Genomic DNA, 24,027 nt, shown 5'->3' on the forward strand with positions numbered 1-24,027 from the left:
TGAGCATTCAATGTTCAAGTTCTTCTTTTTCTCGCTGTACTTCGGGGTCTTGTTCCAGGCTGGGATAAGTAGATGCGTACTTTGGTTTTTTGAACAGGCGGCGGATGTGTTCAAAATCGTGATTTTGCAGCCATCCAACTAAGCCATCTGGCAGGACTGTGACGACTATTAAAAATAGCGCGCCTTGGAAAAATAGCCAGACTTCAGGAAATTGTTCGCTCAAGAAACTTTTGCCAAAGTTGACTAGCAGCGCTCCCAATATTGCTCCTGATAATGTGGCGCGGCCTCCTACGGCTACCCAAATTACCATTTCGATCGAAAATGCAATGTCCATTGCTTTCGGGGAAATGATTCCGGTTTGTACTGTGAATAAGGCGCCTGCTATTCCGGCTAAACCGGCGGATATTGCAAATACTAAAACTTTGTATCCTGTGGGATTGTATCCGGAGAAACGCAGGCGCACTTCGTCGTCGCGAATTGCTAGTAGCAAGCGCCCAAAACGCCCGCTTGTCAGCCACCGACAGAGGGCGTAGGTTGCTACTAGAAATAGTATGGTGAGAATGTAGAAAATATATTGAGTATCTCTACTGTTGACTGTGGCTCCGAACAGGGTTTTAAAGTCGGTGAGTCCGTTGGTTCCGTTAATCAGTTTTTGCTGACCGTTGAAAAAGTTGAAAAATACTATTGTTGCTGCTTGGGTGAGAATTGAAAAGTAAACGCCTCGAATTCGATTACGGAATACTAAGTAACCTAAAAGTCCACCTAAGATGGCTGGAATTAGGAATATTGCGATGATTGAGAAGGGAAAAGAGTAAAATGGTTGCCAAAACCAAGGCAGTTCAGTAACGCCGTAGAGGCTCATAAATTCGGGCAATTGAGTGCTGGCGGTTGGGGGAATTTGCAGTTTTAGGTGCATGGCGAATGCGTAGCCACCTAGGGCAAAAAACACGCCATGTCCCAGACTGAGTAAACCTGTGTATCCCCAAATTAAGTCTATGCCGAGGGCTGCAATTGCTAGTGCTAAAAATCGTCCTAATTGGTTGAGACGAGCGTCAGGAACTATTCCTGGGATGAGCACGATCGCAATTAGGGCGATCGCCCCTACAATTGCTGCTTCTTTTAGCCGTGCCTTTTTTTGTGTATTTTTCATTTTTTTGGCGATCGAAGCTGTAGTTGTTAATTCTCAACAGTGCGTCCTTTTTGCGGAAAAATTCCTCCTGGCTTCACTTGCAGAAAAGCCATAATTAAGGCGAATACCATGACTTTTGCCATGCTGGTTGTGGCGAAAAATGTGAAGAAGTCCGCTAAAGGCTTGACAGGAGCGAACATTATTGCTAAGGTTCCCGAACCTATCAAGTAATTTGCAGTGCCGATCGCCATTGCAGCAACTACACTCCCCATAATCTTGCCCACACCGCCCACAACCACAACCATAAAAGTATCGACAATATAATTTTGTCCGGTATTTGAGCCTACCGAACCGATCAGACTAATCGCGCAGCCAGCAACACCAGCCAACCCAGAACCCAAAGCAAAAGTCAGCGCATCTACTTTCTCGGTAGGTATTCCCAAACAAGCGCTCATGCTGCGATTTTGCGTCACAGCGCGAATCCGCAATCCCCACACAGACTTTTGCAAAAATAGGTAAATTCCCGCCAAACAAACTCCTGTCAGCGCAATAATAAAAAGTCTGGCGTAGGGGAGTTGAAAATTGCCCAGCGGGATGCCGCCGCGCAACCATGCAGGCGCAGTCACATCAACGTTTTGAGCGCCAAACCAAGGTTTAGTTACTGCGAGTTTGTAAGTTTCGCTTAAAAGTGCGCTGACAGCCCAGGAAATACCCAAAGATAAAGGCAAAATTATGGCGATAATTTTGCTGCGAATGCGATCGAAATCAGATCGCGATTTCAGCACCTGCAAGCCGCCAAAAAATAGCAAACAAAAAACTACTATTCCCGTTACCAGCACCCAACTAACACTGCGGACAAACTGCTGCAAAATTAAACTTACGCCCCACGTCGCCAGCAAAGTTTCTAGGGGCCGCCCGTAGAGATGGCGAATCACACCTCGTTCGAGAATTAATCCTACCAGCGCCGCTACTAAAAAAGCTAGGGGAATCGCAAATAAAATATACATTTCAAAGGCAAATCCTCCAATACCTTTGAAAACATTCTGCACTACAAAAGTTGTATAAGCCCCCAGCATCATCAATTCGCCGTGAGCCATATTAATCACGCCCATCAACCCGAAAATAATCGCTAATCCCAGGGCTGCAATTAGTAAAACAGCGCCGATGCTAATGCCGTTGAATAAACCGTCCAATAAGCCGCTCAGCACTTTTTTACTCCTGTTTTTCTATAATATTTGGTGCAGTTATGTAAGGGGGTAAGGTACGCATTGCGCACCAAGAGTCACCTTTTAGGTGCGCAGTTATCTAAGAAATAAGGTGCGGAATGCGCACCCTACAAACTGCCTAAAAACTTCGCTGTCAACTGTCAACTGTCAACTGTTACTTAGCTCGTCTTGAACTTGCCGCCTTTGGCCGGATCTGACCAATCGCAAGAAAAGCCTTTTGTTTCAGCGACAAACTGATTCCAAGGAACAGGCTTCACTGCTTCTGGAGTAGCAAAAACAATCTCAAACAAACCGTCTTCTCTTACTTGGCCCAATCGCACAAATTTAGCAAGGTGGTGGTTAGCTTCCAGCGTTACTTTGCCCTCCGGCGCGTCAAAAGTTTGACCCAAAGCTGCTGCCCGCACTTTGTCCAAATCGTCGGCTGTTCCTGCTTTTTCGACGGCTTGCTTCCACAGGTAAACCATGATGTAAGCTGCTTCCATCGGGTCGTTTGTCACTCTGTCTTTGCCGTATTTTGCTTTGAATGCTGCGACAAACTTTGTATTTGCGGGAGAGTCCACAGTCATGAAGTAATTCCAGGCGGCGTAATGGCCTTTAAGATATTCTACGCCGATCGCCTTTACTTCTTCTTCTGCAATACTGACAGACATGGACGGATATTTGTCAGGGCCCAAACCTGCACCCTGCATCTGTTTGAAAAATGCGACGTTGCTGTCGCCGTTGAGCGAATTGAAAATGACGCCACCGTCGGGCAAAGCTGCCTTGATTTTAGTGATAATTGGCGTGACTTCTGTACCGCCCAAAGGAATGTAATCTTCGCCAACTAATTCTCCGCCTTTGGCTGCTAGTTGTGCTTTGATAATCGTGTTTGCCGTGCGGGGAAAAACGTAGTCAGACCCAACTAAGAAGAATTTTTTGCCTTTATTTTCTAGCAGCCAGTCTACTGCTGGTTCTATTTGCTGGTTCGGCGCCGCCCCGGTATAAAAGATATTCTTGGAACACTCTTGACCCTCGTATTGTACGGGATACCAGAGCATATGATTTTTTTCTTCAAATACTGGCAATACTGCTTTGCGGCTGGCAGATGTCCAGCAGCCAAAGACGGTGACAACTTTGTCTTGATCGATCAATTTTTTGGCTTTTTCGGCAAAAGTTGGCCAGTCTGAGTTGCCGTCTTCTACTATTGCTTGGATTTGTTTTCCCAGGACGCCACCAGCTTTGTTAATTTCTTCGATCGCTAATTGTTCGGCATCAACCACGCTTTTTTCGCTGATGGACATTGTGCCGCTCAAGGAATGCAAAATTCCTACTTTGATCGTGTTTCCACTGACTGCTGCTGGTGATGCTGGTGTAGTTCCGGTTGGAGAAGCGGCTGGGGTGGCTGTTGGAGTCGGAGTTCTACAAGCTTTTAGAAATAAACTTGATGTGAGGGTAGCAGAACCGTATAAAAGAAATTTCCGCCGATCGAATCGCTTTGTCATTTTTTCTTGTTACTCTTAAATAGCTCAGTCAGATGATTGAGAATAACATATAGCGACTTGATATTAAGACTAGATTGAGAATACTTTTGTATGTTTAGATACAAAACTTATTATTGATTGACAAAATTAAGGTTTTGTGGGGATTGATGGCAACTGTGGCAGAAATGGAGTTTAGACACCAAGATACGTCATTTCAAAAATCAGTCTGAAATTAGAAACCCGCTTTTTTTAGAGAAATACCTGATGAATGCTTGGAGTTAGGCAGTAACTGGTCGATCGCACACTCATAGGCAAATATCAAAGCAGATGACGATCGCCCTTTCTACAAATATAGCAACAGCCACATCGGGCGCGGACATAAATAACCTAATCAATACAGCCGAGAACCTATAGCATAAATGGTTTGATTCCCCTACTCTGCAACTGCTTTCGGAGTCAACTGTCCACTGTCCACTGTCCACTGTCAACTGATTTATGGAGAATAGCGGACTCGAACCGCTGGCCTCTGCGGTGCGATCGCAGCGCTCTACCAACTGAGCTAATTCCCCTGATTGACTTTCAATTTAGCATTTTAGATGCGGGATTGCCGAATCTCAGAGGCTTACAGGTCGCATTTTTACTGACTTTGGCAGACCGTCAACTACGTTAGCACGTAACTGCTAAAAACGTCAAGTGTTTTATGCTGCTGGTGGAGTCGGGGCGATCGAGCAAAGTTCCGCTACTCTGTCCAACTCTAAATCAGCAAAATAGTCCACCGTCCAATTAGCTTGGCGCTGGATCATGTGAAACGGGTAAGTGTGAGTCACTCCCGCTACCTGAATCCCAGCTTTTTTCGCCGCTTCAATCCCTGCAAAAGTATCTTCTAATGCCAAACACTCGATCGCCCGCAAGTTAAAACCGGGATATTTCTGGTTGAGAAGTTCCACAGCCAACAGATAGCCGTCAGGTTCTGGTTTACTCGCCGCCAAGTCGTCGCCTGCGATAATTAACTCGAAATTTGCAGCCAAACCCGATCGATCTAACACCAATTCTATATCCGATCGCATTGCCCCACTAACTACCGCCATTTTTAGTCCCGAAACCCGAATTTTGTCAATAAATTCTGCCAAACCCGCATAAATGGGCAATGTTTCCAAACTATTGATTGTTTCCTGATAAGCTTTGGCCTTGCCAAGTAGCAAGCGATCGAGGTATGTTTCTGTCAGATATCGTCCCCGGCGTTTCAGCAGTTCGGTAATACAAGTGCGATCGCTCCTTCCCAAACAAACTTCTCGAAACTCCCCACGTTTGAGCTGGAGATTTTCATCGAGCATCAGGCGATCGATTAAGTTCTCGTGAATCGACTCGTCATTAATAATAACGCCATTAAAATCAAATAAAACTGCTTTTAGAGTCATTAGAAGAAGGAAGAAGGAAGAAGGAAGAAGGAAGAGGGAAGAATGAAGTTGTATCAATTATTCAAAGTACGGTAACACATAGATTATGCGCGATCATCTGTAGGGACATGGCGCCATGTCCATTGGTGTCAACTTAAGCCTAAAAACTTTTGTATCTCTCGTTTATAGCAGAGGCCAGATCCCCCTAAATTCCCCGAAAGCAAGGGGGACTTTGAGTGCTTCTTGTCCCCCCCTTCTTAAGGGGGAGTAGGGGGCAAGCTAAGGGGGGATCTGGCCTTAATCGCCAAACAGCCGTCTGTGACTACGTTCGCAGCTTAAGTTGACACGCCTTGGGCAATGCCGTGTCCTTACCGGGATCTGCGACTTTTAATAATTGATATAAGATTCAGGATTGTCGCAAAACTTTTTTAAATTGGTATTACTAACAATAAATCAAGCGGGAGCCGGAATGCCAGGTAAATCGCCATCAAAATCAGGAGTGCGATCGCCCAAATTCGACACCTTCGCCTGACGCACCGGCTCGAAATCTTCTCCAAGAAGAGGTTTCACGCCCTGCGTCACCTGATGCACCCACCAATGTTCCTGAGTTTGCACCGCAGCAAATCCCGCAGCCCCCGCCCAAGCATCAATACTACCAGCCGCGTAAGACTTAATATAAGGCTCTTCAAAGATATCAGTCAGCCACTCTGTCTGCCGCAAAGTTTTTTGATTTCCGTCCAAAATTGCCACTTGTCCCCCAACCTTCAGCAGTCGGAAGCTTTCTCGCAAAATTGCCTGCGAGACAGCAGGCGGCGTTTCGTGAAACAGCAACGAAGCTGCGACTAAATCGAAGCTGCTGTCAGCAAAACCCACGCTTTCAGCATTTCCGTGCAACCACTCGATATTTAACCCAGCTTTTTGCGCTTTCATTTCGGCGACTACCAGCATATAAGGCGACAAGTCCAGGCCGATAACTTCCGCTTCAGGAAAGGCTTGTTTGAGCATCAGTGTGGTCGAACCGGTGCCGCATCCCAAATCAATAATTCGGCGCGGTTTTACCCGCACAGCGTCAATCAAGCATTGTCTGGCGACTGTTTCGTGGGGAGGCAAAACGTATTGCGTGATTGGATCGTAGGAAACCGCTGCACTGGGGTTGAGGTAGCCGCCTTTGATGCCGTGAAAGTTTTGGCTGCTGTAATATTCGGGATAAACTAGGTTGGGTTGTCGGTGGCGATCGCCCGCTGTTTCCCAGTCAATACCCTCGTAGAGTCGTTTGATTGCTTCTTCGTCGATCGCCAGTCGGATCAGCGGCGACAAAAAGCGCTCGAAAATTGTATCCTTACCAACAGCCATAAAAACTCCTTGCACAACAACTCTTTTAATTTTAGCCAACGCCAGCCAGTTAGTCGATTTGAGATTTTCCATTTTTCGATTTGAGATTGGCGTTTACCTCCCGTACCCTGCTTCTTGCCGAACCTCTTTAGATTTTAGATTTTAGATGGGAGTTTGCCTCCGCGACACTCATCCGTTGCCCAACTTGCTTCTTCCTGCTTGCTTCTTGCTGTTCGTTACTAATCGGAATTTTTATCAAAAACTCCGTCCCGCCAGCCGGAGGTTGAGAAATTTTGATGCTACCGCCGTGTCCGTCCACTACAATTTTGTAGCTAATTGCTAATCCCAAACCAGTCCCTTGCCCAACTGGTTTTGTAGTAAAAAATGGGTTAAAAACTTGATCTTGAATGTTGTCGGGAATGCCCGGGCCGTTGTCGGTAATCGCCACTTTCAGAAATTTACCGCCATTTTCTCGAATTACTCCCGTGGAAATAGTAATTATTTTATCCAGGCGATCGATCTCATTCAAAGCATCCATCGCATTGCTCAGCAAGTTCATAAACACCTGATTTAGCTGAGAAGGATAACACTCAACTGAAGGCACTTTTCCGTATCTCTTGACTATGTAAATGCCATTTTTGATACGGTTGGAGAGCAGCAGCAAGGTATTCTCCATACCTTCGTGAATATCCGCCATTTTTTTGTCAGATTCATCGAGGCGAGAAAAGTTGCGTAAAGAAAGAACTATGCTGCGAATGCGTTCGGTTCCTATTTTCATAGAATTTAATATATGTGGCAAATCCTCTTCAATAAAATTTAGTTCGATTTCTTCGGTAAAATCGGCAATTTCTGGGGGAACTTCTGGGAATGTTTGTTTGTACAAACTCACCAATTCTAATAAATCTTTAGTATATTTTGTGGTGTGAGGCAAATTAGCCGAAATGAAGTTAACCGGGTTGTTGATTTCGTGCGCTATCCCCGCCACCATTTGACCGAGGGATGACATTTTTTCGCTCTGCACTAAATGGGTTTGAGTCTTTTTTAGTTCGTGTAAGGCACTATTCAGCAGTTTTACTTGGTCTTGGGTTTGAGTGTAAAGGTGAGATTGAGTAATTGCGATCGCCAATTGATCTGCTACAGCTTTTAACAGTTTAATTTCCTCCCCGCTCCAAAACCACTGAGTAGCGTGGCTGCAAACTAAATAACCCTGTCGCTGGTTTTGAGTCGGCACAGGCACGGCTAAATAGCTATTAGCTTTCAGTTCGAGCGGTTGACTTGCACCCCTAGTCCAAGTGTCGCCAGTAAAAATAATTGGCTCTGATTGGTCGCTCCCTACTGACAAATTTTCCACCAAGTAAGGCTCAAAGTTTATCGCTTGTCTCGGACAATCAAATTGGGAAGATTCCCACAAAATTTGTAAAGTTTTGTTCTGCGGTTCGTACCAACCAAAAGCCGCTCGTTCTAGATGCAGCAAATTTACTATTTCTTCGACTGTACTTTGCACGATTTTGTCTAATTCTAGAGAAGCGCGAATGCGTCCAGCAATCCGGTTGAGCATGGCTTCTCGCTCGGCTCTGGCGTGATTGTTTTCCGAGTAATAAATTAGCCAAATTGCTGCTAGCATTGCCGGAACGAGCAGTCCGACGACGACGGATGTCAGAAAATTTAATGCTTGCAGTTTGGATTCAATATTTTCACGGGGAATTATTAAGGCCATCGACCAATTCACTTCCTCGAGGGGAGCGTAGACCGCATAGACCCATTTGTTATCTATGTTTACCAGTTCGATGTTCGTCTGGCGAGCGATCATGTGCCGCGCAATTGTGGAGAGTGCGGAATCTTTTGACTGTAAAAAGCTTGGAGCAGGCCGATCGCTATTTCCGATTAAGTTATTGTTGGGATGAACAATTGGCACTCCTTCTGAATTGAGCGCAAAAGCATAACTCTCGGAACCGTAATGCAGGCTGTTAACAACATTTGCTACTCTGTCTAATTTAATGCTGCCCGATAGGACTCCAATTACTTGATTGGAAGCCTGTGGCAATGCCCAAACAGGAGCTGAAACGACAATCGTCGAAACTTGTGTACTGCGGCTGATCAGCGGGTCAGAAACGTTAATCTGCCCGGCGATTGCTTTTTTAAAGTGTTGGCGGTCTTTGACATTCGTGCGGTTGCCTAGAGTGTTAGTTAGTGAGCCGTCGGGTTGAATTAATGCCAGGATGAAATACTCTTTTAACCTGTATATTTCTCCTTGCAACCGGGGTTCTACTAATTCCCAATTGAGAGTGCGAACCTTTGGAGAGTAAGCGATGGTTTCTATTTCTGCTTTGCGGCTGCTGAGCCAGCGATCGATTTCATCGGTGCCTTTTTGTAGTTTTAATAGTGCTATTTCCTTTAAATTGTCCAGGATTAGCCCGCGCACAAAAAAATAGCTGACGCAAGTAGTTGTGCTAATGGTTAAAGCCGTGGTGCCGAGAATTAGCAGGGTCAGCAAATGGCGCCGCTGCCGTCTGTGCTGCGAAAGACTTTGCAGTTGCTGCCAGCGCGATTGAGCGCTGATGCTGATATTTTGCCAAAAATGGCGCAGTTTTTGCCTTTGGTGGGGCGGCGGCGCAGAAACGGGTCGGGCTTGATTTGCTGGTTTTTGCATCATCAAATGTTCTCGTCGAGAGTCAAATCGATCGAACGGCATTGGTCAATGGGCAGAATTAATATCAGGTCAGCAGTGAGGACTTGAGTGGGAGCATTTTATTTCTGTAAAAAGCATTTTTTTTCGATTGCTGTTGGCCCTGAGCGACCTATATAAGGCTCGTGAGGGAGACAGCACTACGACGATCCCACTTGATTCCTCCTAGGTTTTGCCGATCGGGATGTGGATTTCTGGCTGCCAACTATTTTTATTTCGATCGCAATATCGCATTCTATTTTGACATCAATTTTGTATTTTGACCTTTGAGTGTACTTTCTGGAGGTTAGTGCTTTACGATATATTTAATATCTATCTCGTTTGTATAACAAAATCTTTGTAAATAACACAGAGAAAATACGGAGTTTTTTAAATTAGCAATGTATTATAAATTATGGGCAAAACCGTATTGACATTTTTACAAATTTGCGCTAGAGCTTCAAGCAGAAATCTTTTCGTCTAAAGCTTTTTTGGCCAAGCGGGTTGCATAAACGGTGAGGGCGATCGTTGCTAGCAAACCAATGCCGTATAGAGCCCACTCAGCAGTAGTGCGCGATCGCCCTTCGGCTCCGATTGCAGCCAAACTCCCAGCCAGGGAGCCGATATAAACATACATCACGGTTCCGGGAATCATACCAATCCAAGAGGCGAAAAAATAGTCTCTGAGAGACACCTGCGTGACTCCAAAAGCATAGTTAAGTAAATTAAACGGAAAAATTGGCGAAAGCCGCGTCAGTAATACAATTTTCCATCCTTCCGAAGCAACTGCGGAGTCGATCGCCTGAAATTTGGGATTTCCTTCTATCTGTTTGGAAACCCAATCGCGAGTTAAATACCTACCTATTAAAAAAGCGCAAGTTGCGCCCAAAACCGATCCGATAGAAACGCAAACCGTGCCGCCAACGACTCCGAATAAAACGCCAGAACCGAGAGTCAGCAAAGAACCGGGGATAAATAAAACTGTTGCGATAATATAAATTACGATAAAAGCTGCGGGGCCCCAAGGGCCGAGATTGGCGATCGACTCCAGCCCATTTTTCAGAATTCCTTGAAAATTGAAAAACTTTCCCGCCACAATCAAAGCCACAACCAAACCAATCCCTACAATTAGCTTCCATTTATTTGATGGTGGTGGATTTTCTTCACCGGGCGATCGCAAATCATTCATAACTTAAAATCTCCATTCTCAATAATATGGGCATGGGGCATTGGGCCCAAAAGCATGGGGAATCGGGAATCGGGAATCGGGCCCAAAAGCATAGTTTCTTCCTTCTTCCTTCTTCCTTCTTCCTTCTTCCTTCTTCCTTCTTCCTTCTTCCTTCTTCCTTCTTCCTTCTCAAATCAAAGTACCGCCGCAACTAGAACCGGAACCTGCCGTACAGCCGTAACAATAAGCAGCAGTTTGCACCTCTGGAATTACATCTAAACTACCAGATTCTAGCAATTTAGCAACAGTTATCCTTTCCCCGCTGCCAGTTTTAGCCGGCAGATTCTCCATTTGGTTAAAATCGCAGTCGTAGACATTGCCCAAATAGTCGATCGACAATTCGTTGCGACACATTAAATGTTCCAGAGTACCGGGATTAAAATTATCCTCCAAAAATCCTAGATAAGGCTTGTGAAGTTTCTTATGTTCCAAATGAAACTTAGTCCGTCCCACGGGCAAATTAGTAATCGCGAACAAGTGATTAAAACAAATCCCAAAATGTTCGGCTAAATAAACCTTGTAATCTTGCTGTAACTTACCTTGTTCCGCTGTTAGCGAAAACTTATCTGTTGCCGGCACTTGCGGATTGTACACCAAATCCAGAATCAAATTGGGGTTTTTCCCGTATCCCAACTGATTTAGCTTTTGCAGCGCTCGAATCGAACTGTCAAAAACACCGCTACCGCGCATTTTGTCAACATTATCAGCTTGGTAGCAGGGAAGCGATGCCACTATTCTAAGTTGGTGTTGCGCGCAATATTCGGGAATATCTTCAAAACCCTTTTCAAAGTAAATCGTCAAATTAGAACGAACAATTACCTCTTTACCTGTCGTCCGGGCAGCTTCCGCCAGCGGTTTAAAACCGTAAAGCATTTCGGGAGCACCGCCAGTGAGGTCAACAGTTTTAATTTGAGGAAAACGGCGAATGATTTCGATTAATTGGTCGCATATTTCCGGGGAAAGTTCTTCTGTTCGTGTTGGGCTAGCTTCTACGTGACAGTGAGTGCAAGCGAGATTGCAGCGTTTTCCTAGATTAATTTGTAAAACTGTAATCGGCTTTTTAGTTAAAGCTGAGTTGAGTTTCTTTTTGAAAGGTGTGATTGCTGTCTGAATCATGTGCTAAATTTTTTAGTCTGTGCTCGCAACGAATATAGAGGCGTTCCGGGGGAACGCCTCTCATAATTTAGCACTAATTCTTTGGATGCGACAGCGACAGGTTAAAATCTGTCAGTTGAGAATCGATCGCCACCCCAAGCCAAGGATGATAATTTCAAGATTAATCTGTTTTGAGAGAGTCAACTAATTTTTCAACTCGTGCTTTAATTTCACCTCGAACGCGATGAAAAGTTTCGATAGGTTGTCCGTCGGGATCGTCGAGTTGCCAATCTTCAAATACTTCTCGCAATACCCACGCTTCGGGTAAATTCACGCCGCAGCCGCACAGAGAAATTACTGCGTCGTAGTCTTCGGCATTGAATTCGCTTAATGCGTTAGATTTTTGGTCGGTGATATCAATGCCGATTTCTGACATGACTTGAATTGCTGTCGGGTGAACTCTGCTTGATTCTAAGCCGGAACTGCTGACGGCAATTTTGTCTTTGCCGATGGTTTTAGCGAATCCTTCTGCCATTTGCGATCGGCAGGAGTTTCTTTTGCAAACGAACATTACTTTTTTCATGGTTTTTGTTAGTTGTTGGTTATTGGTTGTTAGTTGTTAGTTAAGGCCCCGGCGGTTAGAAACCGCGGCTACACAAACGATGTCCGCCTCCGCGGACTGAAGAGAAATCCCAAATTTTTCATTCTGCAACCCGCGGAGGCGGGTTTTGTCTGTGTAGCCGCGATTTCAATCGCCCGGTGATTCTTCAACCCGCGGAGGCGGGTTTTGTCTGTGTAGTTGCGATTTCAATCGCCGTGTGATTCTTGTTCTTTGCGTTCGCTGTAGCGATCGGTCAAATAGTCCGTTTGCTCCCGCAACAACATGGTAAATTTATAAAGTTCCTCCATTACGTCGATCGCGCGATCGCGAAAAGGCGAATCCTTCATCGTCCCATCCTCATTAAACTCCTGATAAGCCTTAGCAACCGAAGACTGATTCGGAATCGTAAACATCCGCATCCAGCGGCCCAAAATCCTCAAAGTATTAACAGCATTAAAAGACTGAGAACCGCCACTAACCTGCATCACCGCCAAAGTGCGGCCTTGTGTCGGTCTAACAGCCCCAATAGTTAAAGGAATCCAGTCAATTTGATTTTTCAGAACCCCCGTAATATTGCCGTGCATTTCTGGACTCGACCACACTTGACCCTCCGACCACAAGCTCAATTCCCGCAATTCTTGAACCTTCGGATGCGTATCGGGAACGCTGCCATAAATCGGCAATTCAAGAGGGTTAAAAAACCGAACTTCTGCACCAAAATCTTGAATAATTCTAGCCGATTCTTCCGCCAACAAACGGCTGTAAGAACGCTCTCGCAAAGAGCCGTATAAAAACAGAATTCGGGGTTTATGAGTAAATTCGTTCATGAGATTCTAGCAATTGGAATTGGGAAGACAACGAGGGTCTCGCAGCGAGGCAGTTTCTGGTTTTCGGGGAAACCAAAATGCTGTTCGCTTGCAGACTTCTACCAACATTAACATCACTGGAACCTCAATTAAAACACCGACAACTGTGGCCAATGCTGCACCTGAGTTTAAGCCAAAAAGCATGACAGCCGTAGCAATCGCTACCTCAAAATGATTGCTAGCCCCAATCAGCGCGGCAGGTGCTGAATCTTCGTAGGACAGGTTGAGTTTTAAAGCTGCTACATAAGAAATCAGGAAAATGAAGTTTGTCTGGATAAACAGAGGCACAGCAATTAAAAGAATGTGCAGAGGATTGTTAATAATCAACTCTCCTTTGAAGGCAAACAAAAGAATTAGCGTAATCAAAAGAGCAGCCGTAGCAACTGGACTCAGATATTGCATAAACTCTCGATCAAACCATTCTCGCCCTTTATGTTGGAAAATCCAGAAACGGCTATACATTCCGGCCGCTAAGGGCAAACCGACATAAATGAATACAGACAATACTATTGTCTGCCAAGGAACAACTAAATCATTTGCTGCTAACAGCCATCTGCCTAGTGGTGCATATAAAAACAGCATGGCTAGGGAATTAACAGCAACCATAACGAGGGTATGTCCTTGATTGCCGTAGGAGAGATATGACCACATTAAAACCATCGCAGTACAGGGGGCAATTCCTAATAATATTGTACCCGCAATGTAGGAACTAGCGATGGAAACTTCACTGCCACCAATTATTTCGGTGCCTGTAATGAGGGGGCGAAATAGCCAACCCAAGAAAAACTGAGAAAAGGCTACCATTGTCAATGGTTTGATGAGCCAGTTGACGACTAATGTTAAGATCACTGGTTTGGGCGTTCGCGCTGCATTTGCCGCTTGGGTAAAGTCAATTTTTACCATGATGGGATACATCATAAAAAATAGACAAATGGCAATAGGAATTGACACCTGATAAACGCTCATAGCATCAAGGGTGACGGCGACGCTGGGGAATAATTTACCGAGAATAATACCGCCTAAAATGCAAAGGAATACCCAAAGGGTGAGGTATCTTTCAAAAAAACTGAGCTTGCTTCCTGCTTGGACAGGTGAGTTAGTTGCTTGAGGATGGTTCATTTAGTTAACTGGTCAGTGAAAATTCATGAGAAAAAATCAAAATTTAGCCTGCTGTCGCAATAACTCCTCAATCGTCGAGTCAAGCTGAGCCTTGCCACCAAACACTGTCCCCACCTTGCCATTGTAGAAGTGCTGATAAATTAGTTGATAACCTTGTTTGGGTAAAGGAATATAACCCACAGAACTAACTAAGGTCGGAGCTTTCTTCATGTAGAATTCTACAAAGTTGCGTACCTCTACTTTCTTTTGAGCAGAGTTGTAGTTGACATAGATAAATAGAGGTCGTGCCAGGGGGTTATATTGAGCTTTTTCTACAGCTTCGCGCGACGGTAGCACGGCTCCTTTACCCCTGTCAATAGCTACAGCTTTCAATTTACTTTGATTGTCTTCGTAATAGGCAAATCCAAAGTAACCCAAAGCATTTTCGTCTTTAATAACTCCCTGCACTAAAACTGTGTCATCTTCACTAGCTGTATAGTCGGTGCGACTGGCTTTAGCAGTACCCACTATGGCCTCTGTGAAGTAGTCAAATGTACCGGAATCTTTGCCTGCACCGTAGAGGGTTATCGGTCGATTTGGCCAATTTGGTCGAATCTGATTCCAGCTAGTAATTTTTCCTTGGGCTCCTGGTTCCCAAATCTTTTTCAATTCCTCTACACTAATGTCTTTTGCCCAGTCATTTTTGGGATTGACTACTACTGTGAGCGCGTCAAATGCGACTGGCAATTCGTAGTAGCGGATGCCAGCTTTGTTGCAGGCTTCCATCTCACCGGGCCGGATGGGTCGCGAGGCGTTGCTGATGTCAGTTTCGCCAGCACAAAACTTTTTAAATCCACCGCTAGTGCCGGAAAATTCAACAGTAATTTGTGCTTTTTTGGGATGCGTATTTTGATATTCTTTGGCCATCGCATCCGTAATGGGATACACAGTGCTGGAACCGTCAATTTTAATGCTTTGCGACTCTTGCGACTGGACTTGAGTGCAGGAGTTAAGGAGCGCGATCGCACCTATTGTCAAAGCAATTATACTTAGTGCGAAAACCTTGGGCTTTTCTGCTGGGTTCATTGACCTCACCCAATGCCATAACTAAGGGGTACAGTTGCATCATATCAATAAAAGTTGATATGTCAAGTATGGTAGAAGACAAACAGACAATAAACGCATTAAGAAATGTTGATTGATTAATCTGCGTCGGAACAGGGGCGCGCCGGCAGAATCTGGCCGCATCGGCGGTAGTCCGACAGGTACTGTTCCAGGGCGAGAAACTGAGCTAAATTGAGGCTGTAGTAGATCCAGCGGCCTTCTTGGCGGCTGCGGACTAAAGCTGCTTCCTTCAAGGTTTTGAGGTGAAAAGAGAGTTTGGACTGAGAGACCAAAAGCCGATCGCACAAATCGCAAACACACAACTCCTGTTCCCGCAGCAACTCCAAAATCTGAATCCGCAGGGGGTCAGAAAGAGCGTGAAAGCCTGCGGAGACCAGTTTTTGCTCAATTGGGGGTTGTGGAGTGCGATCGGGCTTGGCTGTCGAATTTTTAAGCATCAATTATTTTGAAAAAATCCATACAAAACATCATATTTTCTCAAGCTTCATCCCAAAACATTGGTGCATTTAGCATCGACAGATCCTTCCGAGTCGATATTACTTCGGAGTCTGTACCCGCGCCGGCACATCAGTAAGTCCGGCTTTTTGCAGCAGCGAAATCACCCCTATAGATAAAATTCCCCCAATAATTGCCCCAACAACTACCAGGATGAGAAAGCCTTTTTGGAGAGTTTTTTTAGTAGCCGGGTGGTACTGGCTCGGTAACTCTTGACCTTGCTCGTCAAGTTCTTGATCCAAGGGGTCTAGCGGATTCGATGGATTTGAGTTAAAAGGATTGGGTGCTTGATTCATGGCTGGCTTTGGTTAAAGGATATCAACAACTATTTTAACTTGCGATTTGCCGTCGCAGCTTAAATAATAAATTCTGGATTTACTCAACACTCGATAAAATTTATTAAGATACCGAGGATTTTAGCAACATTGTTGATAAAATATTCGTCTGTGTCAATTTCGATCGCAATTCCTTTTAGCTTAAAGAATTTCCAGATACTTCCAGTTGTCACAACTCCATAAATTGTCTGAATATCATTTTCGTGACGCTGGTTAAATATTTGTGCTGCGATCGTTTCTGCCATGCACTGTCCTAAGCCGGATTGAATGTTGTCGTTTTTTGCTTCAACCAAGGCGATTACTGGGGATTCAATGACTAGCTGTTCGGGCGATCGGCTAATTAAAAAATCGCAATAACCGCTCAAACCCCTAGCAGCGTCTACATTGAATTCTCGACCTGAAAATAAACTCATCCGTTCCGGTAGCATTTTTTTGATTTCAACTAATATTGGCGCGACAATTAGCTCGGAGCGAGCTTTCTCGGAATTAATTTCTAATGCTAAAGGCAGATTGAATTGCAAAGTTTCTTGCAAAAAATTGCTGGGTTCTATTTCAGGGATATTGGCAAACAAGCCAACCGTTCTAGTAAAAGTTATGCCGAAAGTTGCCTTGATTTGTTCGACGCTAAATTGACTGTAGGGCATTTAACTCCCTCTCCCGAAAAATTAAGTGTTTTTAAGCAGCTAACATTATATCACTTTAGGCGCTAAAATTTTGAAGCGGGGGTATTTATATACTTGCCTGATTGTCCAATGCTTTCTGTCAAAAACAATTACTATGACGTTACGCGAACTTCAAGACCGAGCACTGAGGTTGTCGGCCGAGGAGCGATGGCAGTTGATCGATGCCTTGATGCGATCGCTCCAACCGAAACCCCGATCGAAGGTAAAACCGAAGGGTTTAGCCGCTAGTTTAATTGGCATTGCGAAAACGGATGCGCCACCACCTACAGATGTCGAAGTAAAGGCAATGTTAGATGAGCGGTTAGTGCAAAAATATCTGTGATGAAAGTTTTATTCGATACCAATGTTTTACTGGATGCAATGCTTGCCCGCGAACCTTTTGTAGCGGATGCTGCTTTTTTACTGAATGCAGTTGAATCAGGGCGAGTTGAAGGGTTTATGTCGGCGACAACGGTTACGGATGTGCATTATTTGGTTGGACGACAAACCAAGAGTTCTGAATCTGCGATTGCCGCCGTAACTCGACTGTTGGCATTGATGGAAATTTGTGCGGTGGATCGAGAGGTTCTGGAGCAAGCGATTGCGCTGGAATTGCCGGATTTTGAAGATGCGGTGCAGATAGCGTGTGCGATCGAGTTAGAGTTAGAGGCGATCGTTACCCGTGATATAAATGGATTCGCACTCTTTGCCGATTCCCGTTTTTTCACCTCAAGAACTGAGAAATCGGTTGACCTAGCAGAGGGCTAAATCAATTAGGCGATCGGTGTTTCATCCCGGCTTCAAAGCGCGGAAATGAAACACTTACAAAATAAGGTAGAAAATATCTGTTACTCTTCTGCTTTGGAAAGGCGATCGAGAGAAATTGTTGCCGCTTCTGATACTTGAGAATTGCTATCTTTTTCTAAGTATTTCAAAGCCGAAACGCTTTTAACACTCGGCAAATTGCCCAAAGCTTCAGCCAGCCTCTGGCGGATCAGCCAATCTTCCGACTGAGCAAAGTTGAGGATGCGATCGATCGCGCCAATGTCCTTAATTTCCCCCAAAGCCGAAATCGCCGCCTGCTGGATCACCACTTGCTCGCATTCGAGAGCTTTCAGCAACACGTCGCGAGCCCGCGGATCTTTGAGATTTCCCAGAGAAACCGCCGCACTAAAGCGCACCAGCCATTCAGTATCTTCGTAAAAAGCCCGCACCAAAGCCTCAAAAGCTCTGATATCTTCCAGATAGCCCAAAGCACCCGCAGCGTCAGCGCGAATGCCGTAATCCGGGTCAGTTTCTAGTAATTTGACTAAAATGGGATAACACTCTGCTGTCGGTTTGACTCCGAGAGCAAACACAGCCATCGATCGCACTTGCAAACTTTCATCATTCAACACCTTTTTAATCAAAGGTACAGCCTCTGCTGCAGGGACGTTCCGCAAGTTAGCCAAGGCCACCATGCGATCGGCAGAATTTTCGCTTTCTAACTTGGCTGCAATTTGCTCTAAGCTTAAAGTTGTCATTATCAGTAAATCTTGTAGTAAAACTTTACATTCTGGTTATTTTGATTATAAGTGAGTCTCCGGTTAAAAGCAGGCAGTAAAAACCGCCCCCATCTGAGATTGCAAACCGATCGCACTATCGATCGAAAGCTCGGATTAATGGAAATAATGAATTAGAAAGTCTATTATTAAAATCCCAAGCACAGGCTAAGTGTTTCTGGTGTTTCTGTCATTCCCTAACGCTTTGCCGATATTTATACCAGTTTTCCCAAAAATGCAACTCGGTAGCCCGCGCTCCAAACCCTTATACAATCAATCATTCCCCATCCACAATCAAAAATGGTATTAGCCGCCCTCTGACAACCTGCCCCATCAATTATGTCCTTTTACCACCCACCCTTTTACTCCTCAGCATTAGAACAGGCGATCGACCGCTACCCGCTAACCGCCGTACCAGAAACTTCCTTAGCAGCGGCGATCGCCCTGATGAGTCAGTTGGAAAATAGTTGTCCCCTCACCAAAACACCTTTACCCTCAGAACCGGGGGCGATGACCGAAATCTCCCCGCCGGAACAGGTGCGGGCCTCCTGCGTGCTCGTGGTGCAAGACCAGCAGACTATTACCACAGACAACTTATCCGACAACCCCAGCCGCGGGCTGTTACTGGGGATATTAACTCCCGCCGACTTAGTGAGGCCGATCGCTTCTGGCAAAATAGACACTCACAAAAAAAGAGCCCTGCACAAAATACCAATTTCCGACATCATGTCTCCGGTGTCGGTTGTCCTCACAGCATCCGAGGATCAAGACGTGTTCGGCGCTTTATCCTTATTTCGCCAGCACAAAATTCGCTATTTGCCGATCGTCAATGAATTCCAGCACTTGGTAGGAGTGCTCACCAGGGAAAGAATTCGCCAAGTATTGCAACCTTCCAACATTCTGAAATTGCGGCGGGTAGCAGAATTGATGACTACGCCAATTACAGCGCCCCACACCGCGTCGCTGCTGAGCATAGCCGAACTGATGTCAGAGCATCAAGTCAGTTGTGTAGTCATTACAAAAAACAAAGAATTGACAATGGAGAAGCCCAAAGATGACTATACCTCCATTTTTCACTATTCCTTTCAGCAACCTCTGGGAATTATTACCGAATACGACATCGTGCAGGCACTGTTTCTTGAAGTAAATTTCGAGCAAACCCCAGCTCAAGAAGTGATGAGAACTCCCCTGCAGTTTCTGCAACCTTCCGATTCCCTGTGGACGGCGCACAAACAAATGCAGCAGCAAGAAGTGCAGCGGTTGGTGGTGTGCGGAGGGCGCGGAGAACTGTTGGGAATTATTACCCAAACCAACTTGCTCCGAGTCCTCGATCCGACAGAAATGTACCGAGTTGTCAAACAGTTGCAGCAGTCGGTTTATCAACTACAAGCAGAAAAATTGGAACTGCTGCAAAGCCGCAATGCCAAATTGGAACAGCAGGTGCGCGAACGGACTGCCAAACTCCACGAACAGGTGCAGCGCGATCGGCTGTTAACTCAAATTTCCTTGCGGATTCACCAATCCTTAAACCTCGAAGAAATTCTCAACGCCAGCGTCGATGAAGTCCGGCAAGTTCTGCAAGCCGACAGAGTAGCGATCATGCGTTTGGAGTCGAAGGATTTGGGCATTGTCGTGGCAGAATCCGTTGCCTCGAAATGGTCTTCAATCTTGGGAGAAATCATGCCAGATACAATGTGGCATGAATCTTCGCTGGCGATCGAACAGGAAATATACGCCGTCCCCGACATCGAGCAAGCTAATTTAAATGCCGAAACATCTGCGCGCTTGCAGCAAGCGCAAATCAAAGCTTATTTGATTGTACCAATTTTGCAAGACAGCAATTTGTGGGGCGTGATGTGCGTCCATCAGTGTTCTAAATCGCGACATTGGCAACCTTCGGAAGTGGATTTGCTGCTGCAACTGGCAACTCAAATCGCGATCGCCATTCAGCAAGCCCAACTTTACCAGCAAGTACAAAATCTCAACACCGACCTCGAACGCCAAGTCCAAGAACGCACCGCCCAATTGCAGCAAAAAGTGCAGGAACTCCAGCATTTAAACGTTCTCAAAGATGAATTTCTCAGCACAGTTTCTCACGAACTACGCACGCCTTTAGCTAATATGAAAATGGCTATTCATATGCTGAAAGTTTCTCCCACACCAGACAGACGGCAGATTTATTTAGAAATTTTAGAAACAGAATGTACTAGAGAAACCGATTTGATTAATGCTTTGCTCGATTTGCAGCGCCTCGAAGCAGCCGCTTGCCCGATCGACCTCGAACCAGTAAACTTAGAAATCTGGCTGCCTGCGATTATCGAGCCATTTTACACCAGGGCCCAGAACCGCCACCAGCATTTGCGAGTCGAGTGCGATCGCCACCTCCCCACGATCAGTTCCAACCGCGCTAGTTTAGGACGAATTTTAGCAGAACTCCTCAACAATGCCTGTAAATATACTGCCAATGACGGCGAAATCTCTTTGAAAGTTGAGTGCAAAAAGAGAGACTGGGAAAAAGGAAGAATCGAGAAAAATCCGCGACAAGCAAGTGTTCTGGCTTCCGAAATTCAATTTACACTCAGCAATCAATCGTCTATTTCGATAGAGGAATTGCCTCGAATTTTTGAGAAATTTTATCGAGTTCCCAACGCCGATCCCTGGAAACAAGGAGGTACAGGTTTGGGTTTAGCTTTGGTGCAAAAACTTATCGAACAGTTGCAGGGAAAAATTGAGGTTGAAAGCAGCAATGGCTGGACTAATTTTACCGTAACATTTCCTATTAACCAGGATGAGAATTAGTCCGCCGTCATCTTTTTTGCTCTCACTCTTTTTTGGGAGCTAGTTTGCGGATGCCAGACTCTACTGGTACAAAATTCAAATATTCATTTTTATCTTCCACAAGTGATGATTTAGATACTTGATACTTCTTGCCTTTGGTGGGGTGATTCGCAACGGTGCCCAAGCAGGGTATGCCAAAATTTTCTAATTGACTGAAAACTGTTTTGACTACAGAAAACTTGACCTGGCGAACTGATACAACCATCAGTATTCCATCGGTGCGCGCCGCTAAATAATTCGCATCTTTACTGTCAACCAGCGGCGGCGTATCATAGATAACTAAGTCAAATGTTGCGTGCAGTTCTTCCATCAAATACTGCATCTGAGATGAGGCAAGCCGTCTGGCAGTACCGGGGACAGGAAGACCGGCAGTTAATACAAACAGATTATCTGCTAGGTGCGATCGCTGGATAATTTCATTGGGTTCGTGTTTACTGTCGTCGAGCAAGTTGCTCAATCCCTTGATATTAGGCAGTCCCAAGAGCAAGTGCAAGCTGGACGAATGCAAATCGGCATCTACTAACAGCACTCGCTGGCCCGCCAGCGCTGCGACGTGGGCTAGGTTTAAAGCAACGGTAGATTTGCCTTCGCCAACTGTAGCCGAACCAACTGCCAAAGATCCAATAGTTCGATTTGAAGAAAGAAAACGGATATTAGTATAAAGAGAGTCAAAAGCTTCTATAAATTCGGAAGCTATTTTTTTATCCCCCTCTTTTCCTTCAAGATAAGCATAGGCATTAGCAATAGAAGGCGGAAATTTTTTAGCATTTTTGTCCCGAGGAATCACTCCCAATAAAGGTGGATCAAACGCATCTTTAACATCATCAGCAGAGTAGAAAATATTGCGTAACTTTTCAATCAGGATAGCCACGGCCACACCCAAAACTAGCCCCCCAACAATTGCCATGAAAAATTTGTTGGCATTTTTCGAGGCCACGGGAATATATTCGCCACTCTTAGGCTCTCGCGGTATCTGCGGCTCAGAAATTATTTCCCAAGGTACTTGGCTTTGAGCTGCTTGGACGCGCAGAGTTTCTCGCTGAGTTAAAAGTTGATCGCGGGTGCGGGCTGCTATGTCTAATTGCTGTTGCAGTTCGTTGTAGCGACGAGCTATACTGGGAAATTCTCTTGCTTGTCGGCTCAAATCATTTTTTGTTTGGGTGATCGCCTGACTGCGAGCTTCTAAAACTTGAACTTGGTTAGCAGTATCAACCAATTGTTTGATCAAACCTATGCGAATCGAATTTTGAAAATTCTGAACTTTAGCATTGGCTTGAGGGCCTACTAAATTTTGCCCCAAAATTCGCTCCGTTTGCTGGTTGAGCAAAGCTACTAAATTTGCCCGCTTGCGCTCTAAAGCTTCCACTATCGGGTTAGCAGATTTAAAACGAGCTGTTTCTATAGCAATCTGACCTTCTACTTCCTTAACCTTGGTCAGCAACTCTTTATATTGAGGTTCTTCGCTTAAAGCTGAAGCGGCAATAGCTTCATTTGGTGTAAAATCTAATTGCTTTTGCAAATTAGCGTACAGCGTTTTCTGTTCCTGGAGCAGCCTTTGAGTTTCTAACTCTAAAGTTTCTACGGCGCGAACTTGCACGATCAATTGCGCGCCTTGTTCTTTAGGATCGGTAATTTTTTGCTGCTGCTGTATCACCTGTAACTCCGACTTCAGGTCATTTACGCGCTTGCTAAGTCCAGGAAGCTGGTTTTCAATAAAATTAACACCTTCACCAATACGACTCTTGCGTTCGTCAAGGCTGTACTTTAAATATTTCTTTTTAACTTCTTGTAAAACAAACTTAATTAATTCAGGTTCATTGCCCAGGAAACGAATTTCCAAAATTTTAGTTAGCGTCAACTCATTCTCTCCGAGGCGCAAAACGACTAATCCTTTTTGAAGAAGTTCCTCGGTCATTTTTGGATATTTTTTTTGGACTTGTTTCGTAATAGCCGATAGCATCTGAGGACTCTGGAGAATTTGCAGTTGAGTTGCGTAGTCCAAACTAAAAAAATCTCGACTGGGCACTCCCCCCCCCTCGCTGCGATTGGCGAGAGCAGCGGGGTCAGCAATTCTTGCCTCCGTTGTCACGGGTTCCACTAGCAGCCGAAAATCGCCTTGATATGTTTTTTTGCTTTGCTTGATCTGAAAATAAATTCCACCGCCTGCTAGAGCGACAATCCCAATGATGACTAGGGCTTGTCGCCCAAGAGTTCTAAACAAGGGCTTGAGATTCAATCCTTTCTGAGGCGGCCCGCTTAACTCTTCTCCCTCGTCAACGGGAAATTGCTGCACCTGTCTGCTCTGGTTGCTAATTGGTACGATATGAGCGTCCTGTTCTTTTTCCATGTTGACCTCTTTCATATTTTTTTGGTAAAATCAGCTTGATTCTGCGAGCCTTCTGCTTGATACTTTCACCCTTGACTTCAGGATATCACAGGAGATTCTGGGTTGGTTGGCTCTATTTCCTGCCAATAGTTGTCACTACTTTCACATAGTATACAAAAATAACTAAATTCATATCTTGTGCCGGCTGCAAAAGTTATTTTACTAACTGAAGAGAGAGTTGTATGCGACTGTATTTCTGTCGGCTGTGTTCTGCTTGTATTCCGGGTTTCTGGGGGACTCTGCCAACTTTTTCTGGTATCGCTGAGCTTCACCGCAGCTCGCGCCATAACTTTACCAAAATTTTACAATTTCGGATCACACCTGGGCTACCGATCGTGCTGGTATTGCCTTCTCATCTCTGCCATTTTGGCGATCGCCACCAACGACAGCAGCACCTGTTTAACTTACCCGCGAAATCGGCTAAAAAGTTTGACATTTTCCACGTAGATATAATAATTAACACCATTGGGCAGATGTTTGGAACGGCAAGGAATCGAATCAATTTCCGACAAAAATCTGCTTTTATCTTTTAATTGTCAATTTTTTGA

Annotated in this window: 22 protein-coding genes and 1 tRNA gene; 4 read left to right on the top strand and 19 right to left on the bottom strand. The window is 45.0% G+C overall.

Features of this window, described 5'->3' with window-relative positions:
* Positions 1–7: 7 nt before the first annotated feature.
* From urtC to QUB52_RS14525, 17 genes are all read right to left on the bottom strand, one after another.
* The gene (urtC, locus tag QUB52_RS14445) at positions 8–1,150 is read right to left on the bottom strand and encodes an urea ABC transporter permease subunit UrtC (protein WP_332972870.1); all 1,143 of its coding nucleotides are present in this window, start codon (positions 1,148–1,150) and stop codon (positions 8–10) included.
* Between the two features lie 26 nt (positions 1,151–1,176).
* Positions 1,177–2,334 carry an ABC transporter permease gene (locus QUB52_RS14450; protein WP_332972877.1) on the bottom strand — a complete coding sequence of 386 codons (1,158 nt, stop codon included), beginning with the start codon at positions 2,332–2,334 and terminating at the stop codon, positions 1,177–1,179.
* 179 nt (positions 2,335–2,513) lie between these two features.
* Positions 2,514–3,836: an urea ABC transporter substrate-binding protein gene (urtA, locus tag QUB52_RS14455; protein WP_332972869.1), complete on the bottom strand. Its 1,323-nt coding sequence runs from the start codon at positions 3,834–3,836 to the stop codon at positions 2,514–2,516.
* A gap of 475 nt (positions 3,837–4,311) precedes the next feature.
* Positions 4,312–4,384: transfer RNA gene (locus QUB52_RS14460), tRNA-Ala, on the bottom strand.
* A 129-nt stretch (positions 4,385–4,513) separates the two neighbouring features.
* Positions 4,514–5,233 carry an HAD family hydrolase gene (locus QUB52_RS14465; protein WP_332970112.1) on the bottom strand — a complete coding sequence of 240 codons (720 nt, stop codon included), beginning with the start codon at positions 5,231–5,233 and terminating at the stop codon, positions 4,514–4,516.
* A gap of 432 nt (positions 5,234–5,665) precedes the next feature.
* Positions 5,666–6,565, bottom strand: coding sequence for a class I SAM-dependent methyltransferase (locus tag QUB52_RS14470; RefSeq protein ID WP_332972876.1), 900 nt, complete (start codon positions 6,563–6,565; stop codon positions 5,666–5,668).
* A 127-nt stretch (positions 6,566–6,692) separates the two neighbouring features.
* On the bottom strand, positions 6,693–9,197 hold the full coding sequence (locus QUB52_RS14475) for an ATP-binding protein (protein ID WP_265235875.1): 2,505 nt from the start codon (positions 9,195–9,197) through the stop codon (positions 6,693–6,695).
* Positions 9,198–9,669: 472 nt separating this feature from the next.
* On the bottom strand, positions 9,670–10,398 hold the full coding sequence (locus QUB52_RS14480; RefSeq protein WP_265235876.1) for a TVP38/TMEM64 family protein: 729 nt from the start codon (positions 10,396–10,398) through the stop codon (positions 9,670–9,672).
* The gene (locus tag QUB52_RS14485) at positions 10,391–10,588 is read right to left on the bottom strand and encodes a hypothetical protein (RefSeq protein ID WP_265235877.1); all 198 of its coding nucleotides are present in this window, start codon (positions 10,586–10,588) and stop codon (positions 10,391–10,393) included. The genes QUB52_RS14480 and QUB52_RS14485 overlap by 8 nt, the downstream gene beginning before the upstream one ends.
* Positions 10,567–11,553: an arsenosugar biosynthesis radical SAM (seleno)protein ArsS gene (arsS, locus tag QUB52_RS14490; RefSeq protein WP_332972868.1), complete on the bottom strand. Its 987-nt coding sequence runs from the start codon at positions 11,551–11,553 to the stop codon at positions 10,567–10,569. Before arsS ends, QUB52_RS14485 begins: the two co-directional genes overlap by 22 nt.
* Before the next feature lie 160 nt (positions 11,554–11,713).
* Positions 11,714–12,115, bottom strand: coding sequence for an arsenate reductase, glutathione/glutaredoxin type (gene arsC / locus QUB52_RS14495; protein WP_265235879.1), 402 nt, complete (start codon positions 12,113–12,115; stop codon positions 11,714–11,716).
* A 224-nt stretch (positions 12,116–12,339) separates the two neighbouring features.
* Positions 12,340–12,960, bottom strand: coding sequence for an arsenical resistance protein ArsH (arsH, locus tag QUB52_RS14500; RefSeq protein WP_332972867.1), 621 nt, complete (start codon positions 12,958–12,960; stop codon positions 12,340–12,342).
* Positions 12,961–12,966: 6 nt separating this feature from the next.
* On the bottom strand, positions 12,967–14,118 hold the full coding sequence (arsB, locus tag QUB52_RS14505) for an ACR3 family arsenite efflux transporter (RefSeq protein WP_332972866.1): 1,152 nt from the start codon (positions 14,116–14,118) through the stop codon (positions 12,967–12,969).
* Between the two features lie 36 nt (positions 14,119–14,154).
* A complete protein-coding gene (locus tag QUB52_RS14510; RefSeq protein WP_332972865.1) occupies positions 14,155–15,183 on the bottom strand; it encodes a PstS family phosphate ABC transporter substrate-binding protein in 1,029 nt (342 codons plus the stop codon).
* A gap of 116 nt (positions 15,184–15,299) precedes the next feature.
* Positions 15,300–15,659 (bottom strand): ArsR/SmtB family transcription factor, encoded by a 360-nt coding sequence (locus tag QUB52_RS14515; protein WP_332972864.1) that lies wholly within the window; start codon positions 15,657–15,659, stop codon positions 15,300–15,302.
* Between the two features lie 99 nt (positions 15,660–15,758).
* Entirely contained in the window at positions 15,759–16,013 is a 255-nt protein-coding gene (locus QUB52_RS14520) for a hypothetical protein (protein WP_332972863.1), read from the bottom strand.
* A gap of 83 nt (positions 16,014–16,096) precedes the next feature.
* Positions 16,097–16,696 carry a hypothetical protein gene (locus QUB52_RS14525; RefSeq protein WP_332972862.1) on the bottom strand — a complete coding sequence of 200 codons (600 nt, stop codon included), beginning with the start codon at positions 16,694–16,696 and terminating at the stop codon, positions 16,097–16,099.
* Between the two features lie 133 nt (positions 16,697–16,829).
* On the opposite strand from QUB52_RS14525, the gene QUB52_RS14530 reads away from it, so the two are divergent.
* A complete protein-coding gene (locus QUB52_RS14530; protein ID WP_332972861.1) occupies positions 16,830–17,057 on the top strand; it encodes a hypothetical protein in 228 nt (75 codons plus the stop codon).
* The gene (locus tag QUB52_RS14535) at positions 17,057–17,482 is read left to right on the top strand and encodes a PIN domain-containing protein (RefSeq protein WP_332972860.1); all 426 of its coding nucleotides are present in this window, start codon (positions 17,057–17,059) and stop codon (positions 17,480–17,482) included. The genes QUB52_RS14530 and QUB52_RS14535 overlap by 1 nt, the downstream gene beginning before the upstream one ends.
* A gap of 80 nt (positions 17,483–17,562) precedes the next feature.
* On the opposite strand, the gene QUB52_RS14540 is transcribed toward QUB52_RS14535, so the two are convergent.
* Entirely contained in the window at positions 17,563–18,237 is a 675-nt protein-coding gene (locus QUB52_RS14540) for a HEAT repeat domain-containing protein (protein ID WP_332972859.1), read from the bottom strand.
* Between the two features lie 357 nt (positions 18,238–18,594).
* On the opposite strand from QUB52_RS14540, the gene QUB52_RS14545 reads away from it, so the two are divergent.
* Positions 18,595–21,054, top strand: coding sequence for a CBS domain-containing protein (locus QUB52_RS14545; protein WP_332972858.1), 2,460 nt, complete (start codon positions 18,595–18,597; stop codon positions 21,052–21,054).
* A 22-nt stretch (positions 21,055–21,076) separates the two neighbouring features.
* Here the strand turns inward: QUB52_RS14545 and QUB52_RS14550 are convergent, their stop codons facing one another.
* A complete protein-coding gene (locus QUB52_RS14550) occupies positions 21,077–23,455 on the bottom strand; it encodes a GumC family protein (RefSeq protein WP_332972857.1) in 2,379 nt (792 codons plus the stop codon).
* 206 nt (positions 23,456–23,661) lie between these two features.
* Between QUB52_RS14550 and QUB52_RS14555 the strand changes: the two genes are divergently transcribed.
* Complete coding sequence (locus tag QUB52_RS14555) at positions 23,662–24,012, top strand: hypothetical protein (protein ID WP_265235888.1); 351 nt, start codon at positions 23,662–23,664, stop codon at positions 24,010–24,012.
* Positions 24,013–24,027 lie beyond the last annotated feature (15 nt).

It is taken from the genome of Microcoleus sp. A6-C6, assembly GCF_036705955.1.
GTDB lineage: Bacteria > Cyanobacteriota > Cyanobacteriia > Cyanobacteriales > Microcoleaceae > Microcoleus.

Excerpts from the sequence above, each read along its gene's own strand:
- QUB52_RS14520 (WP_332972863.1), bottom strand. The coding sequence starts at position 16,013 with ATGAATCAAGCACCCAATCCTTTTAACTCAAATCCATCGAATCCGCTA.
- QUB52_RS14555 (WP_265235888.1), top strand. The coding sequence starts at position 23,662 with ATGCGACTGTATTTCTGTCGGCTGTGTTCTGCTTGTATTCCGGGTTTC.
- urtA (WP_332972869.1), bottom strand. The coding sequence starts at position 3,836 with ATGACAAAGCGATTCGATCGGCGGAAATTTCTTTTATACGGTTCTGCT.
- QUB52_RS14540 (WP_332972859.1), bottom strand. The coding sequence starts at position 18,237 with ATGACAACTTTAAGCTTAGAGCAAATTGCAGCCAAGTTAGAAAGCGAA.
- arsS (WP_332972868.1), bottom strand. The coding sequence starts at position 11,553 with ATGATTCAGACAGCAATCACACCTTTCAAAAAGAAACTCAACTCAGCT.
- QUB52_RS14535 (WP_332972860.1), top strand. The coding sequence starts at position 17,057 with ATGAAAGTTTTATTCGATACCAATGTTTTACTGGATGCAATGCTTGCC.
- QUB52_RS14525 (WP_332972862.1), bottom strand. The coding sequence starts at position 16,696 with ATGCCCTACAGTCAATTTAGCGTCGAACAAATCAAGGCAACTTTCGGC.
- arsC (WP_265235879.1), bottom strand. The coding sequence starts at position 12,115 with ATGAAAAAAGTAATGTTCGTTTGCAAAAGAAACTCCTGCCGATCGCAA.
- QUB52_RS14545 (WP_332972858.1), top strand. The coding sequence starts at position 18,595 with ATGTCCTTTTACCACCCACCCTTTTACTCCTCAGCATTAGAACAGGCG.
- QUB52_RS14470 (WP_332972876.1), bottom strand. The coding sequence starts at position 6,565 with ATGGCTGTTGGTAAGGATACAATTTTCGAGCGCTTTTTGTCGCCGCTG.
- urtC (WP_332972870.1), bottom strand. The coding sequence starts at position 1,150 with ATGAAAAATACACAAAAAAAGGCACGGCTAAAAGAAGCAGCAATTGTA.
- arsB (WP_332972866.1), bottom strand. The coding sequence starts at position 14,118 with ATGAACCATCCTCAAGCAACTAACTCACCTGTCCAAGCAGGAAGCAAG.
- QUB52_RS14530 (WP_332972861.1), top strand. The coding sequence starts at position 16,830 with ATGACGTTACGCGAACTTCAAGACCGAGCACTGAGGTTGTCGGCCGAG.
- arsH (WP_332972867.1), bottom strand. The coding sequence starts at position 12,960 with ATGAACGAATTTACTCATAAACCCCGAATTCTGTTTTTATACGGCTCT.
- QUB52_RS14475 (WP_265235875.1), bottom strand. The coding sequence starts at position 9,197 with ATGATGCAAAAACCAGCAAATCAAGCCCGACCCGTTTCTGCGCCGCCG.
- QUB52_RS14465 (WP_332970112.1), bottom strand. The coding sequence starts at position 5,233 with ATGACTCTAAAAGCAGTTTTATTTGATTTTAATGGCGTTATTATTAAT.
- QUB52_RS14510 (WP_332972865.1), bottom strand. The coding sequence starts at position 15,183 with ATGAACCCAGCAGAAAAGCCCAAGGTTTTCGCACTAAGTATAATTGCT.
- QUB52_RS14515 (WP_332972864.1), bottom strand. The coding sequence starts at position 15,659 with ATGCTTAAAAATTCGACAGCCAAGCCCGATCGCACTCCACAACCCCCA.
- QUB52_RS14480 (WP_265235876.1), bottom strand. The coding sequence starts at position 10,398 with ATGAATGATTTGCGATCGCCCGGTGAAGAAAATCCACCACCATCAAAT.
- QUB52_RS14550 (WP_332972857.1), bottom strand. The coding sequence starts at position 23,455 with ATGAAAGAGGTCAACATGGAAAAAGAACAGGACGCTCATATCGTACCA.